Source organism: Nitrosomonas eutropha, from assembly GCF_900116685.1.
GTDB lineage: Bacteria > Pseudomonadota > Gammaproteobacteria > Burkholderiales > Nitrosomonadaceae > Nitrosomonas > Nitrosomonas eutropha_A.
This window is the reverse complement of record NZ_FPBL01000006.1, coordinates 112,770-127,968: the sequence shown is the minus strand read 5'-3', so window position 1 is coordinate 127,968 and position 15,199 is coordinate 112,770. Positions and strand designations below refer to the sequence as shown.

Annotated in this window: 12 protein-coding genes; 4 read left to right on the top strand and 8 right to left on the bottom strand. The window is 50.7% G+C overall.

All coding sequences use genetic code 11. The features are described from left to right. The 8 genes from BM331_RS07940 to galU all read right to left on the bottom strand — a co-directional run. The coding region (locus tag BM331_RS07940; RefSeq protein WP_143100942.1) for an Rpn family recombination-promoting nuclease/putative transposase at window positions 1-200 on the bottom strand (200 nt) is incomplete at its 3' end. Between the two features lie 346 nt (window positions 201-546). Then, window positions 547-1,752: a J domain-containing protein gene (locus BM331_RS07935; protein WP_074928653.1), complete on the bottom strand. Its 1,206-nt coding sequence runs from the start codon at window positions 1,750-1,752 to the stop codon at window positions 547-549. 195 nt (window positions 1,753-1,947) lie between these two features. Beyond that, window positions 1,948-3,129, bottom strand: coding sequence for a pyridoxal phosphate-dependent aminotransferase (locus BM331_RS07930; RefSeq protein ID WP_074928651.1), 1,182 nt, complete (start codon window positions 3,127-3,129; stop codon window positions 1,948-1,950). Continuing rightward, complete coding sequence (gene ovoA, locus BM331_RS07925) at window positions 3,126-5,243, bottom strand: 5-histidylcysteine sulfoxide synthase (protein WP_074928650.1); 2,118 nt, start codon at window positions 5,241-5,243, stop codon at window positions 3,126-3,128. Before ovoA ends, BM331_RS07930 begins: the two co-directional genes overlap by 4 nt. A 270-nt stretch (window positions 5,244-5,513) precedes the next feature. After that, window positions 5,514-7,220, bottom strand: a complete 1,707-nt coding sequence (locus BM331_RS07920; RefSeq protein WP_074928648.1) for a tetratricopeptide repeat protein — start codon at window positions 7,218-7,220, stop codon at window positions 5,514-5,516. Window positions 7,221-7,248: 28 nt separating this feature from the next. Further along, window positions 7,249-8,607 (bottom strand): NAD-dependent succinate-semialdehyde dehydrogenase, encoded by a 1,359-nt coding sequence (locus BM331_RS07915; RefSeq protein WP_083414720.1) that lies wholly within the window; start codon window positions 8,605-8,607, stop codon window positions 7,249-7,251. Between the two features lie 26 nt (window positions 8,608-8,633). After that, window positions 8,634-9,743, bottom strand: a complete 1,110-nt coding sequence (locus tag BM331_RS07910; RefSeq protein WP_074928647.1) for an AOC03_06830 family ribosome hibernation factor — start codon at window positions 9,741-9,743, stop codon at window positions 8,634-8,636. Between the two features lie 173 nt (window positions 9,744-9,916). Continuing rightward, entirely contained in the window at window positions 9,917-10,804 is an 888-nt protein-coding gene (gene galU / locus BM331_RS07905) for a UTP--glucose-1-phosphate uridylyltransferase GalU (protein ID WP_074928645.1), read from the bottom strand. A 252-nt stretch (window positions 10,805-11,056) separates the two neighbouring features. On the opposite strand from galU, the gene BM331_RS07895 reads away from it, so the two are divergent. From BM331_RS07895 to cyoD, 4 genes are read left to right on the top strand one after another with little or no spacing between them, the layout of a single operon-like run. Further along, window positions 11,057-12,046, top strand: a complete 990-nt coding sequence (locus tag BM331_RS07895; protein WP_177217848.1) for a cytochrome ubiquinol oxidase subunit II family protein — start codon at window positions 11,057-11,059, stop codon at window positions 12,044-12,046. Window positions 12,047-12,048: 2 nt separating this feature from the next. After that, window positions 12,049-14,160, top strand: coding sequence for a cbb3-type cytochrome c oxidase subunit I (locus BM331_RS07890; RefSeq protein ID WP_074928641.1), 2,112 nt, complete (start codon window positions 12,049-12,051; stop codon window positions 14,158-14,160). After that, window positions 14,157-14,828 (top strand): cytochrome c oxidase subunit 3, encoded by a 672-nt coding sequence (locus BM331_RS07885; protein ID WP_083414718.1) that lies wholly within the window; start codon window positions 14,157-14,159, stop codon window positions 14,826-14,828. Before BM331_RS07890 ends, BM331_RS07885 begins: the two co-directional genes overlap by 4 nt. Further along, complete coding sequence (cyoD, locus tag BM331_RS07880; protein WP_074928640.1) at window positions 14,825-15,172, top strand: cytochrome o ubiquinol oxidase subunit IV; 348 nt, start codon at window positions 14,825-14,827, stop codon at window positions 15,170-15,172. The genes BM331_RS07885 and cyoD overlap by 4 nt, the downstream gene beginning before the upstream one ends. Window positions 15,173-15,199 lie beyond the last annotated feature (27 nt).

The following is a 15,199-nucleotide window of genomic DNA, read 5'->3' as shown; positions in this document are numbered from 1 at the left end:
TTGCCTTGCTTGCGGCGCAAACGCCAGATGATGTCGTCCTGGCGCTCTCTTAAGTCATCGCTGATATAGCTGCCGTTGATTTTCTCCAGTGTGGAAAAGTCAAGTTCATTAACCCAGTCTTCTTTCACAAAGCCACGCAGTAGGTCTGCCACCATTTCAGCGTGGGAAAATAGCAGTTTATATCCGTGATCGTGATTCATTGGACAAGTCTAACGGAAGCGGGAAAAAACAGACGTGAATAAATTTCAGTTCGTCTTTGACCATCAAGGCTGCTCGCAATGCAAATCGCCCTTTTCCAACCTGACCATGAAGCCGGACAGTTCTGTTGGAGCATTGCGAGGAGGCCACAGGTCGACGCAACAATCCGAACCTCCGTTACCTTCACCCCCTCATCGCAAGACCCTGGCCGTAGTGATCCAGCTCCCTCATCACCCTCACCACTGGCTTGCTTCCTGCTTCTCTACGCTCGCAGTCGCAAAGACGGCATTTTTTATGTTTGGAGCCAGATTTCTTACCCTGGCTATTGAGGTTTACCCGCATTGATGTTCAGCGCTTGCGGCGGCGAGCAGGTGGTGGTGGCGGTTCAGAAAAACCGCCCAGAAAATCATCCAGCATCTGTAACTCATCGAACTCGTCGGGTTCGTTATTTACCTGATACTGCTTGATAAAGGCAGCAAGCTGTTTGCCATCCTGAAATGCAATCAGATCAATATCAGCCTGCCGCAAATTCATCTCCAAACGGGCGACTTCAGCATCTACCGCTTTATCAACACGATCCGGCTTGAGTTTCGGAGTCAACGATACCAGTGCCCGATAAGGAGCCAATAACGATGCCAGCTCCGCCTTGAGCTCTGCCTGCTGTTCGCGCAACACCTGGATATAATGCTCCACCCGTTCAGCGGGCAGATCAGCCAGATAATCTGCACTGATCTGTTCAATTTCAAGCTGAATATTCAGCAGTTCCAGTAAATCGCCTTGATCATAAGCCTGGTTGACGCGCTGCATCAGGATGGTTTTTTCATCTGCTGTCAGATCAGCGCTTGCACGATCAGGATGCAGGCTGCTGGCCAGTTTGCGATAGACTTCACGCACTGACTGGCTGATCTCTTTTTGTGCTGCAGCACGCTTCTCCTCGGCAGCTGCCTGTTTAGCTGATTTGCGCCGGCGCGAACCTTGCTCGGTGCCACTTTTGGCTGCTTCCTCCTGCCGTTTGTGCATGGCTTTTGCAAGCATCTCCTCCATGCTGCCACCCGTATCGTCATCCTCCAGGCGCACACCAAACAGTTTTTCAACTATATCTTGCGAGAATACTTTATCAAGCTCGGCTTGCTCGTCATAGCCAAGATCGTTATAGCTATCATGCAACGCCACAATTTCCTCATCGCGCTGCTCAAGCAACAGATCGCGTGCCAGGTTGAGAATAATGTCGCATAACTTGGCACGTTGCTGCCTGCCGCGAACCACATCGCGCTGATGAAATTGCGTATCAAACAAACGCAGCATGGCAATGCGTTTTTCACGCAGTTGCGCAAACAAGGGCAGTAATTCACCACCTACACGCTGATTGTAACGCTCGCTATAAGCGTGCCACGCTTTAAGCTGCACGCGCTGGCTATCAATTTGCTGAACCAGCCGCTGAAAAGTTGCCTGTTGTTTAGTTTGCGGTGGTGTGCGTTTCACAACATCGGTAACGGTGAGCTCACTGTTATCGGCGGAATCGAGTAATGATTCCTGGCGAGGGATACAGGGCATGGCGGGAATTCCAGAATATGAAAATCAGAATGTTAACTCAACAAAATTGCTTGCATAACGGCCAGTCTCCCTTGGCATGAAAAGAGACTGCCAATTATTTTTCTCAGAGCCTGTTCAACATCTCAATCAAGAGATGAGATGCAGTTCAATTTCAACGCCGTAATGCGTCCTTCAGTGAGATATTGAACAGGGTTCTCAGGAAGATTTGTTGCTACGCTGTTCAAGCGCATTGCGAATGCTGTCCAGTGCCTGTTTGATCCGCTGGCGAGGGGTACCGATGTTCATACGCATAAAGCCGCTGCCTTCTCTGCCATAGGAAATACCGGCATTCAGTCCGATTCCGGCTTCAACTATGAAAAAATATTTAAGTTCATCATCAGTCATGCCCAGCGCGCGACAATCCAGCCACAACAGATAGGTGCCCTGTGAAGGAATCAGCCGGATTGACGGCAGATACTCGGCCAGATAGTGCTGAACCATCTCGCGCGAAGCTTCCAGATAGGCCATCAGTGCATCCAGCCATTCACCGCCTGCATGATAGGCTGCTTCAAACGCCACGATGCTGAATGGATTGGCGGCACTGACATGCATCATCTCCAGTTGATGACGAATGGCTGCCCGATGTTGCGGATCGGGAATAATCAGTGCGGACAGATTGAGGCCGGGAATATTGAAGGTTTTGCTCGGTGCTACCGCAGTGATAACTGCTTCCGGGGAATCTGCCAGGCTAGCCAATATATGATGCTTGTTCCCCGGATAAATCAGATCAGCATGGATTTCATCGGAGACAATAACCAGGTTATGCTGTCTAGCTATTTCCAGCAGCTTTTCCAGCTCCGGCCTGCTCCATACCCGACCAACCGGATTATGCGGGGAGCAAAATAACAACATACGTGCAGCAGCCGCTTGCCGGGCCAAATCAGCAAAATCCATGCTGTAGTGCCCCTGTTCCTGTTGCAAGGCATTGTTCAGCAGCGTTCTGCCCGTTTTTTTGACTACCGAGAAAAATGGGTAATACACCGGCGGCTGAACTATGACAGCTTCACCCGGTTTGCTCAGCGCAAGAATAAATACACTCAGCGAAGGCACTACGCCTGGACAGAAAACGATCCATTCGCGTGCTATCTGCCAGCCATGGCGTAATTTCAGCCAGAGAATCAGTGATTCATACAGGCTGTCCGGAAATTGTGTGTAGCCATAAACAGGATGCCTGGCTCGCGCAACCAGCGCCTCGGTGACGGCAGCCGGGGCGGCAAAATCCATATCGGCCACCCACAGCGGCATAACATCCGGACGACCGAACGTTACCTCGCGGCCATCATATTTGGTGCTGAATGTTCCGCTCCGGTCAATTTCACGATCAAAATCGTTACTCAAGCAATCTTCTCCCAGAAGGTGACTTCCGACAGCGTATGCTGGAATTTGTGCCGGGTTTCACGAATCACAAACGGCACTTGCTGCGATTCTCCCAGCAAACGAAAATGGCTGCCGAGCACTTCTTTCAGACCGTCCAACGTGGTGAAATTCTCACCGTCACGTTTAAAACCGCCCACCCAGTGCTCCCGTTTGGTGTGTTCCTCCAGCCAGGTATAGGGTGAGGCCAACAATAACAACCCACCCTGGTTAAGCCGTTCATGCACCGTGGTCAGGAATTTGGCAGGTTCGTACAAACGATCAATCAGGTTGGCTGCCAGAATCAGATCGTAGCCGGTCAATATCGGTTTGAGATTACAGGCATCCCCCTGGAAGAACTCAACCTTGTGCCTGATCTCTTTCAGGCCAAGCCCGGCAAGGCTGCATTCCCGGTAAGAAACCAGCTCCCCTTCGTCTGTCAGGGTATAACGCAGAATGCCATGCTCTGACAGCATCACCCCCTGATTAATAAAGCGTGCAGAAAAATCAACGCCGGTGACATGATCAAAATGGCGCGCCAGCTCGAATGTTGCCCGTCCGGAAGCACACCCCAGATCAAGCGCTTTACGTGCAGGACGATTCCCCATTGCAGCAATAGCCAATTTTACCAATGCTGTCGGGAAATTAGGCACATCAAAGTAAGTATCACCGTAGTGAAATTCTGCATACTCCGACAGCAGCTTGTCTGTTTCGTAATGTGAACTGTGGTGTTCAGCAGAGGCAGCAGAAATCACATAGCGAAAACCAGCATGCTGAAAAAAATGTCTGCGAAACGCATAGCGTGATGTGCGGATGGATTCATTACCACACGCAATCCATGATCCCCCTTTGATGAGATTATGCTGATCATCAAAAGTGGGTGTGGTGAAATCATCGTACAGCGGGTGGACTTCAAAGCCGGGAAATGGATGCATAGGCGTTTCTGTCCATTGCCAGACATTGCCGACCACATCAAAAAATTCACCCTGCTGAAATTTATTCACCGGGCAACTGGAAGCATAGTAATCCAGATGGATATTGCCCTGTGCCTGTTCAGTACGGGGGATTTCGCTCAATCCGGCAACATCGTATAAACGATACCATTCATCTTCGGTGGGTAAACGCACCGGCTGGCCGGTTGTTTTCGCTTTCCAGTTACAGAATGCCTTAGCTTCATGGTAATTGACCTCTACCGGCCAGTTCCACGGCATCGGTGCCTCTTCCGTCATCAGGCGCAATAACCATTGATCCCTCTGCTGCACCCAGAACGTCGGATGAGCCGCGCCGCTAAATTTTCGCCATGCCAGCCCTTCCTCTTCCCAATAATCATCTGTTTTGTAGCCTTGCGCTTCAACAAAAACGAGAAATTCCTGGTTGCTGACCAGATAGCGACTGGCCTGGAAATCAGGCAGCTCCGCCTCATGATGGCCATATTCGTTATCCCACCCGTAAACAAGATCGATCTTGCGCTTGCCTAGCACCACTTTCCCGGCCGGAACCGTAACCATCCCGTTTTCTGGCGCACTGCCGCTCTCGTGGCAAGGCTGCCAGGCAGAATGAGGCTGCACATAATCAAGTTTGTGCTGGCGGATCAGTACAGAAGACGTTTCCAGGTGAATACGCTCATGCTCCACTCCCATCACAATCGCCCACCATGGGCTTTCCCATGTAATCGGCAGTGTTAGTGGTAATGAGCTGATGAGGGCATCTATCTTCTGACGCATGGTGCGACGATATGCCATCACTTCCTCAACACTCGGCCAGTCATAATGCGTGGCATCCAGATCATCCCAGCTCATCTCATCCACGCCCACGGCAAAAATGGATTCCAACCTCGGGTTGATACGCTCCGTCAGCACGCCAGCCAAAATCAGTTTGTTGATAAAGAAAGTGGCGGTATGGCCCAAATAAAAAATTAGGGGATGGCGCAAAGAAATTGGTTTGATGTAATAGGCTTCATTACTGCGCAGGGTTTTGAACAACTGCTCGTACCAATCCAGCGTCGTATGAAAATAGGCACGCAATTCCTCACGCTTGGCTTCGACATCATCGCCGCCCAGCACGGGTGTTCTTTGAAACAATTCAGGTTTAACAGGCATAAGCTACTCGGGACAATGCTCTGTCCTTCTTTAAAAATAGCAGATTATAACGCCACTTGTATAACGATCGCCGTGAAAGCAGGCTATTGAATGGGATCAGGCAGTAATAACTACTGCCCGTGCGGGCATGGAGCATAAAGCCGAAACCAGCAAGAATGGAATGAAAACACCGGGATAGAAACAATGTCCCACCCCGGGTGATTATATAAATAAACTCGTTATCCGCTATTCACAATGTGAGCTATGCCGCCACACTATCGTCAACCCGCATCATCGCCCCATGCGTGATGCAGAAAGCGGAATATCTGCATGTTCCCATGCTTTTTTGAAGCGCGCTTCAATCACCTCCGCTTCTGCTGTTTTGTTTTGAGCACGTAAAGCCTGCTGTAAGCCAAACAGTGCCCAGCCATTGTCGCGGTTGCGCCGCAGGTCTTCCCAGTACACGGTTTCTGCCTCATCCGGGCGGCCCGCTTCCAGCAGAATCGCTCCCAATGCCAGGCGTGGCGGGTAATGCCATTCGAATGGTTCCGTATAAACCAGACCATCTTCAAGTCGGACTGCCCGTTCCAGGTGGGCAATGGCAGCATCAAATTTTCCATGTGCGGCGGCGAGTTCGCCTGCCAGTACTTCAGGGGCGATTCGCAATACACTGTACGCCGTATTCTGGGAAACTAACCGGCTGTCAAGTGATGGGTCTTTCAGCGTTTTGCGTAACTGTGCCAATTCTTTTTCAGCCTGTTGCAATTGCCCAGTCGCTACATAAGCCAGGCCACGCACATAATGCCAGCCACCACGGAGAAACGCACTGGTGGCGGGAGGAGCGGGTTCTGCAAGTACTGCCTGCCATTGTCCAAACCGGGCAAGCGTCCAGTAGGGTAGTACACGGAAGGTCGCAGTAAAAGGCATCTGGCTCAGTAACGCATCATCTACTTTACTGGCAGTTTCGCGCGCACTTTCCAGCGCTAGCGCGTACTGGCCGCTGGCTGAGGCAGCAAACCAGAGAAAATGAATGTTATGCGGGTAATACACAATCGGGTACAAACCCTGGGCCTTGGATTGCGCGATATAAGCCTCGTCAGCCTTGATTGCCATCTGATTGCTTTTTGCGGCGTCTGCATAACGGCCCACCCGCTGAAAAATATGTGAAGCCATATGGATCATATGTCCAGCTTCCGGCATCAGCTTCAGTAGCGTATCAGCCGCCTTTTCGGCACGCTCCGGCGCAGATGTGGGCTCCATCAGGTGAATGTACATATGCAACGCACCAGGATGATCCGGATAGCGGCGTAATACATCTTCAGTCAGCGCCACGATTTCATCCGTCCCTTCATACGGATAACCATCCCGCATCCAGTAACCCCAAGGACGAAGATTCATCGTCGATTCCACATAAAGCACGGCGATATCCGGATCATCCGGGAACTGATGATGAACCTCGCGCATGGCACCTGCATACGCTTTATCATTGACTTTACGTGCTTCGGCTATGCCTGAATAGCGTTTTTCCAGTGCTTGTATCAGCGCCTGCTCTTTCGGCGATGCTGTGGTCATGAGTGATTTGGCCTGATTGATCAGCTTCACCGCCAACGGTTCTTCACCTGCATCCATCGCCGCATTGATATTGGGACCCAGCACCAGCGCCTGCCCCCAATAAGCCATCGCCAATGCGGGATCCAGCCGGGCAGCTTCCTGGAATGCACGGCCGGCCTCGGCGTGATTGAAACCATAAGCAAGATTGACACCTTGATTAATAAACAGCTGGGCACGCTCATTCTGCGTCGTAACGGGAAAAACGTGTGTCCCGAGGTTCATCAACCAGGCAGCAGGCTGCTTATCGGATACGGGTTGATCCGCTATTGGTATTTCAGATCCCTGATCATATCCGGCGGGAACCTCGTGATCGGTATGCGCAAATGCACTGGGAATCCCGGCAACTGTCAGCATACAGCCGACCAATATGAATTTTGAAATAGGCATGTGAGTCTCTCCTGTATGGTTTTTATCTTTAGCTATCATAAACGTTAATGGTCTTGATATTGGCAAATTCTCTCAATCCCCACCGGGAAAGCTCACGCCCCAGACCACTTTCCTTGATGCCGCCAAAAGGCATACGTGGATCCGATTTGGTGATGCTGTTGACAAACACGGCGCCTGCTTCCAGTTTGCGTGCGACCTGTTCGCCATACACCAGATCACGACTCCATACGCTCGCACCCAAGCCAAACCGGGTACTGTTAGCCAATGCAACAACTTCATCCACGGTTTGAACGACGATGACCGGCGCGACCGGGCCAAATACTTCCTCGGCAAGCACTTCCATATCCGGAGCTACATTGGTCAACACAGTCGGGGAAAAATAAGCGCCCTGACGTTTGCCGCCTGTTTGTACCACCGCACCTTTCGCAAATGCATCCGCCACGAATTGTTCCATTTTTTCTGCGGCCTGTTCGTTTACCAGCGGGCCAATGTCCGTTTTTTCATCGAGCGGATCCCCCACCACCAGTTTTTCAACTTCAGCCAGTAACGCTGTAGTAAATGCTTCCTGCACCTCCTGCAGAACAATGATGCGTTTCGCAGCAATACAGCTTTGCCCGTTATTCTGAAACCGCCCAGTTACCGCTGCCTTTGCCGCAGCGGTAATATCTGCATCCGCCAGTACAACCAGGGGATCAGAACCCCCCAGTTCCAGTACGATTTTCTTCAGGTATTTTCCGGCTGTGGCAGCAATAATTTTGCCCGCTTCAGCGCTGCCAGTCAGTGAAACACCCTGACATAACGGATGAGCAATAATCTGTTCGACCTGTTCATGAGAAGCGAGAATCGTACTGAACAGCCCTTGTGGAAACCCGGCTTCACTTACTGCCTCCTGAATATTCAGGGCAGATCCCGTGACATTGGCGGCATGTTTCAACAAAGCACCATTGCCTGTCAGCAGTGTCGGAACCAGAAAACGAATCACCTGCCAGAACGGAAAGTTCCAGGGCATAACCGCCAGAATGACCCCCAGCGGCTCAATAACGATACGATGTTTTCGGCCATCTGCTGCAACCTCTTCCTCAGCCAGCCAGGTTGCAGCGTTAGCTGCATACACTTCGCAGCACCAGGCACATTTTTCGATTTCCGCCCGTGCTGCGCGAATGGTTTTGCCCATTTCCTCTGACATCAGTCGGGCATATTGTTCGGATTTTTTTCGCAGAACTTCTGCCAGTTTCAGCAGCACTCCTGCCCGTTCAGACAGAGGCGTCTGCCGCCATGCCAGATGAGCCGCATGCGCATGTTCCAGCGCACTGAAGATCATCGTTTCGGAATAGCGCGTGTACGTTCGCAGCATTTTTCCGGTTGCAGGGTTTGTTGTCAGAATCATGACTCTCTTTACAAACTACAAACCAATTAATATCTTGTCTGCAAGCTAAGCGGCTTTTCCTCTCCCAGTTGTTCAGCTGACAAAAAGCAGATTTCCCCACCCTGTTGCATGACCAGTTCGATAAATGTATCCACCACATCATCTGTCACATCCAATGCAGTAGCATCATCGTGAACGGTAACGATTTTCTGGTCAAAATCAATGATTCCGGGTTGAATATACCCTTGACGCACAAACAAACGTGCTGCATTACCTTCAGTTACAGCCCGGAAAATAGTGGAGAAATCAGTTAGTAATTGATGTGCATTCCGCGCCTGGGCAAGATGTTGCAGAGCTGTTTTTGCCCGGTTGAGGCGATATTCAACCAGTATGGCCTGCACTTCCAGAATAATTCTTTCAGCAGGTACCTTCAAATCAGGCACAGAAGTGATCGCGCCGACAATATCGGTTGGCTGATCACAAACTTCTTTGAAAAAAGCAACATTGCGCGCGTCACCCACAACAATAACCGGCAGACGATCATTTTCAGGATTGTTCTGAATCTCCTGCAGGCTTTTATCTGCGCGGTTAAAGAATTCTTTGAGGTTACTGGCTTCATTTGGTATTTGGGCGCGATCCAATCCTTTTGCTGCAAATAAAAATGGACTCTCCATCGGAAAACTGCCCGTCCGCAATACAGTTTGTGAATCAAACTCATGGATCGGACGATCATTAAACGCCTCGATCAGGCGCGCGGATGTGCGCGAAATAACCAGTACATGATAATGAACAGCATCATTAATTTCCCGCACGAGATCACGTACGGCGAAAGTATCATCAATAATTACCCGTGCTTCAGCTGTAAATGGAAAACGCATAACCGTTACGCTGTGACGGCTGGCAAAAATGCCCAGGCTGTCAAGGTTGTAATTATGATCAAGCGTCTCAATCTTTTTATTGATTGCATCAATAATCCCCTCAACCTCGCGCTTATCAAGCTGATTGTTTAATCGATCCTCAGCTTCTTTGACCAGATTTTTCAGCGTGATCGCATCTTGTTTGTTATCCGGAAAAGTCCGATGGGTAGGTAATAAAATGCTGATGGCCAGATCATTTTGATGGTGATTAAGCTGATTCAGAAGTGATTTCAGGTTCATGGGAGTCCCTTAACGGTTCAGATTAAATTTCAGAAACAAACCACTACATTTATATTACAACACGTAAAATCATAAAGTTACAAAGCCAGCATGAAATACAAGGATTTAACCGGGACAAAAAATATCAGGCATCGTTTGAAAGTAGATCCCGTCTGGACAGCCGCTTCAAACGATCAATCGTTAGTTGTCAAGTGCGTGCCGCGTTGCTGCAGCCATGCTGAAAATCTATCACCCACTTCACTGTGACGTTCGCCCAGATCTACCGTTGCCTGTAAAAATCCCAGCTTGCTTCCACAATCGTAACGAACCCCTGCGTAGCGATAAGCAAAAACTTTTTCATGCTGCATGAGCCGGGCAATACCGTCAGTGAGCTGGATTTCGCCCCCCACACCGTGCGGCATATTTTCCAGCTCCCTGAAAATACCCGGGGTCAGGACATAGCGGCCAGCAACAGCAAGCGTCGTAGGTGCAACATCTGGAGACGGTTTTTCAATAATTCCACTGACATCCACCAGGCCTGGCATCACATTCTGCCCACTGACAATTCCGTAACGCCTGGTATGTTCACGCGGCACATCCTGTACGGCCAGGATACTGGCTTGCCTTTCGACAAATTGTTCAACCATCTGCGCTATTATCGCGGGCTTCCCAATCATCAGATCATCTGCGAGCAATACCGCAAAAGGCTCATTACCCACCAGCTCTTTCGAACACAACACCGCATGGCCAAGCCCCATCGCACGAGATTGGCGCACATAGGTACAAATCATGTCATCAGGAGCAATACTGCGCGCCACATCCAGCAACGCAGTTTTACCTGCCAGTTCCAGTTCATTTTCCAGCTCGTAAGCTGTATCAAAATGATCCTCGACACTACGCTTGGTGCGACCCGTCACAAAAATCATATGTCGGATTCCGGCAGCATACGCTTCTTCAACGGCATATTGAATTAACGGCTTATCTACCACTGGCAGCATTTCTTTGGCAGATGCCTTGGTTGCAGGTAGAAAACGAGTACCAAGACCCGCAATTGGAAATACAGCTTTTTTTACCACACTCATGACAGAAGACTATTTTTGTTTAAATTCAAACAAGGATACCCGATCAGCACTGATTTTCCTATGATGAAACCGGCATAGTTGTATTATGAATAGATGCAAAAAATTGAATCCCGATCAGTACGAAGCAATAAATTGCTCTGGTAGATGAGCCATGCTGCAAGCCGTTTTTTGAACTGGCCGATATGCATAAATGTCCAATTAGATCTGGTTGCATGTAATTTATTACCAACGCAGAGCCAAATGAGAATAGTGATGCCCAAGTCCATAATGTCAGTGTCAGTGCTACAGATGCACGGCTGTGGCTCGCAACAAGCTGTCACTTTGTCTGTTCAATGTGTTGCGCTCGTGTTGCTCTCGGGATGTAACAGCACTGAGCATTTGAGCTTCCTCAATCCACAAGGCCCAATTGCGACAGCTCAAAGTGAACACTTCTGGTTGGTCGTGGCTATCCTCTTCATTCTGATTGCGCTGCCAGTATTTATCGGTACAGTGTGGATTGCCTGGCGCTACCGCTACGGCGCCACCAAATCCAAATATGTGCCGCGATGGAAAATCTTCAAGCCACTTGAATATTTCAGTTGGGGCATCCCAATCACTATTGTTATTTTTTTAAGTATCTTAGTGTGGGAAGACACAGAACGCTTCGACCCTTATCGCCCCCTTACATCCAGCACACCAGCAACCCATGTCCAGGTAATTGGCTACGATTGGAAATGGCTGTTTGTTTATCCCGAGCAAGGCATTGCCAGCGTTGGCATGCTGGCGTTTCCTGCTGGACAGCCGCTAACCATGGAGCTGACTTCAGCCACGGTGATGCAGTCATTTTTTATTCCGGCACTGGGCAGCCAGATTTATGCCATGGGCGGCATGGTGACGCAGCTTAATCTGCAAGCTGACCGGCCAGGCCGCTTCCTCGGTGAGAACACCATGTATAGCGGCGATGGCTTCCACCAGCAAAAATTTGCTGCAGTGGCGATGACGCAGGCGGATTTTGATGCCTGGGTGCAACAAGTACGCGCTACCGGAATCCCGTTCGATGCGACCGCCTTGAACGCCATTGCAATGCAAGGAACCAAGGCACAGCTGCGCACGGTACTGGCGCCAGCAGCACCGGCCTTCGATAGCAATATTTATTTCACTGGCGCGAAAGCCAATTTTTTCACCGATTTAGTGATGTCAGTCATGGACGACAAACCATTGCCATCAACTGCGCTGGCACCCGCGATCACCAAGGGTCAATAGCTATGAGCTGGTCTACCACTCTCAATCATCCCCTCGGGCTTCTGGATGCGGACTCGTTTCCGTTTCTGGCCATGCTTGGCAGCGATGATAGCGATATTTTTATCAATGGGCTTCTAGGCAGTTTTGCAGCCGCGCTCGTAGTCATCAGCGTGATGGTAGTAGTAGCATTGCTGACGCGCTACCGCGCCTGGCGCACTTTGTGGTTCGATTGGCTCACCAGCGCTGATCACAAGAAGATTGGGATCATGTATGTTGTGCTGGCACTGGTGATGCTGGTGCGCGCCATTGCCGAGGCGGTCTTGATGCGCGCGCAGGGCGCAGTCGGATTGGATGGTGGCTTTCTTTCATCCGATCACTTCGCCCAGCTTTTCAGCACGCACGGCACGATCATGATCTTCTTCATGGCGATGCCGTTTCTCACGGGGCTCATCAACTATGTTGTACCGCTACAAATCGGCGCACGCGACGTTGCTTTCCCGATACTCAATTCCATCAGCCTGTGGCTAACCGTAGCAGGTGCTGCGCTGGTGATGACTTCACTTGTCGTCGGAGTTTTTTCTACCGGTGGCTGGTTTGGCTACCCACCCTATACCGGAACCTTGTACAACCCGGGCGTCGGGGTTGATTACTGGATCTGGTCACTCACACTGGCATCTTTGGGCTCAACGCTCACCGGCATCAATATTGCTGTCACGATTTACAAAAAACGTGCACCCGGCATGAAACTTTATTACATGCCACTCTTCACCTGGACCGCGCTGTGCACCGCTATCATGATGATTTTTGCCATGCCACCACTCACCGTAGTGACGCTACAGCTGGCGCTGGATCGCTATCTCGACTTTCATTTCTTCACCAATGGTCTGGGTGGCAATCAGATGAACTTCCTCAACATGTTCTGGCTCTTTGGCCACCCTGAAGTCTACATCCTGATTTTGCCTGCCTTCGGTGTCTATTCCGAGATCTTCTCAACCTTCTCCGGCAAAGTTCTGTTTGGCTATAAATCATTGGTGTGGGCAACCATGTCGATTGCATTCCTGTCATTCTTGGTATGGCTGCACCATTTTTTCACCATGGGCCAATCGGGCCACATCAACGCGGTATTCGGAATTGCCTCCATGCTGATCGGCATTCCTACCGGAGTCAAAATCTACGACTGGATGTGGACCATGCTTCGCGGTCGCGTACGCTTCAGTGTCCCCATGATTTATTCGTTAGCGTTCATCTTTCTGTTCGTGATTGGCGGCATCACCGGCATCATGCTGGCCAATCCCATCCTGGATTATCAGGTACACAATACTGTTTTTCTGGTGGCACATTTCCACAATATGGCCGTACCAGGCGTGCTATTTGGCATGCTGGCGGGTTATACCTTCTGGTTTCCCAAAGCATTCGGGTTCCGCCTGGACGAGCGCTGGGGGAGAATTTCAGCGTATTGCTGGATTTTTGGCTGGATGGGGGCGTTCTTCCCGCTGTACATTCTGGGGTTGATGGGGCTACCGCGCCGCAGTGTTGCTTACGAACAGGCTAGCTACGTGCCACTGGAAATCGTGGCATTTGTGGGCGCTTTGCTGGTTGCGGCAGCGCTCATGGCGCTTGTCATTCAGTTATGGGTTTCAATCAAGCATCGTGAAGAAAACCGTGTTTTTGTAGGCGATCCATGGGACGGTCGCAGCCTTGAATGGGCCACATCAGCACCACCGCCGGAGTACAATTTTCCGGTTGTTCCCAGCATCAATGATCGCGATGCTTTCACGGCTGCCAAGGAATTTGGCGTCGGCTACCAGGAGCCCGATACATACGTCAATATCGAAATACCGCAAAACAGCGCAATGGGCCCGGTATTTGGTGGCACCAGCTTCTTGTTGGCATTCGGGCTGGTGTGGCAAATCTGGTGGCTCGTGATCCTGACAGGGTTAGTAACGATTGGCACCCTGGTGGTGCGTGGCTTTCAGCGTGACACCCTGAAAATTATCCCGGCAGAAACCGTCTGTCGGGCACATCGGCACTGGATTCAGGCCGCACGCTCGGCGCAGCCGATCAAGCGCAGCCAAGAGCATACGGCCGCGAACAAAGGGCGCGCCGCGCTTGAAACCGTAGAGGTGTCCACATGATCTCAGAGCTTTTCAAGCGCGTGGAGTTTTACCTTGACGCACGTCAGAACAAGGAGATCTTTATCTACCCGGGTCTGAACCTCGGAGCTGAACATTCGAATGTGCATACCCAGGCCGAAGCAACTGTATTTGGCTTCTGGGTGTTCCTGATGAGTGACGCCATTATTTTCGGAATGGCTTTTGCCACCTACGCTACCTTGCTGCAAGGCACTGCCGGCAGCCCCGGCCCGCGCGAGCTGTACCACTTGGGCCCCATCTTCATCGAAACGCTGCTGTTACTGACGAGCAGCTTTACGTTCGGTATGGCGTCAATCGCCATGAAATACAAGCACCCGACATCGCATCTGGTCGGCTGGCTGCTGGTCACACTGGTGCTTGGCGTAATTTTTCTGGGGATGGAGCTGGATGATTTCCGCACCATGTTTGCTGCTGGCGGCTTGCCCACGCAAAGTGGCTTTTTATCGGGTTTCTTTGGTCTCGTGCCACTGCACGGCTTGCATGTGACGGCAGGCTGCATTTGGCTGGTTTGCATGCTGGGGCAAATCGCCGTTCATGGCCTGGATAGCGAAACTAAGCTGGGGCTACTCAGACTGGCACTGTTCTGGCATTTTCTGGACATTGTCTGGATCTTTATTTTTTCGGTAGTTTATCTGGGGGGATTGGCATGAGTAAACCTGTTACCCGGATACCTGCGACTAACGCGCTCATGACTAATAAGCGACGTGATTTCATGTCTTATGTGTGGGGATTTGGCCTGGCGCTTATTCTCACACTGGTGCCTTTTGCGCTGGTGCAGTGGCAAGCCACGACACGTGGCTCGTTGTTAATAATCATCGCAGTGCTGGCAATGGTGCAGACCGTGGTGCACTTTCGCTTCTTCCTGCACCTCGGCCGCAAGCGCAAGCGTGAGGATCTGCTATTGGTCTTGTTTTCTACTTCATTACTGATCATCATGGTGGCTGGCACCATCTGGATCATGGCCAATCTTGCCGAGCGCATGACACCCATATAGCAATCAGCTGTCATGCCAGGTCTGCCA

Bases quoted from the DNA above. Each gene is read 5' to 3' on its own strand.
- BM331_RS07935 (WP_074928653.1), bottom strand. From the start codon at position 1,752: ATGCCCTGTATCCCTCGCCAGGAATCATTACTCGATTCCGCCGATAAC.
- BM331_RS07885 (WP_083414718.1), top strand. From the start codon at position 14,157: ATGATCTCAGAGCTTTTCAAGCGCGTGGAGTTTTACCTTGACGCACGT.
- galU (WP_074928645.1), bottom strand. From the start codon at position 10,804: ATGAGTGTGGTAAAAAAAGCTGTATTTCCAATTGCGGGTCTTGGTACT.
- ovoA (WP_074928650.1), bottom strand. From the start codon at position 5,243: ATGCCTGTTAAACCTGAATTGTTTCAAAGAACACCCGTGCTGGGCGGC.
- BM331_RS07920 (WP_074928648.1), bottom strand. From the start codon at position 7,220: ATGCCTATTTCAAAATTCATATTGGTCGGCTGTATGCTGACAGTTGCC.
- BM331_RS07910 (WP_074928647.1), bottom strand. From the start codon at position 9,743: ATGAACCTGAAATCACTTCTGAATCAGCTTAATCACCATCAAAATGAT.
- BM331_RS07890 (WP_074928641.1), top strand. From the start codon at position 12,049: ATGAGCTGGTCTACCACTCTCAATCATCCCCTCGGGCTTCTGGATGCG.
- BM331_RS07895 (WP_177217848.1), top strand. From the start codon at position 11,057: ATGCCCAAGTCCATAATGTCAGTGTCAGTGCTACAGATGCACGGCTGT.
- BM331_RS07915 (WP_083414720.1), bottom strand. From the start codon at position 8,607: ATGATTCTGACAACAAACCCTGCAACCGGAAAAATGCTGCGAACGTAC.
- cyoD (WP_074928640.1), top strand. From the start codon at position 14,825: ATGAGTAAACCTGTTACCCGGATACCTGCGACTAACGCGCTCATGACT.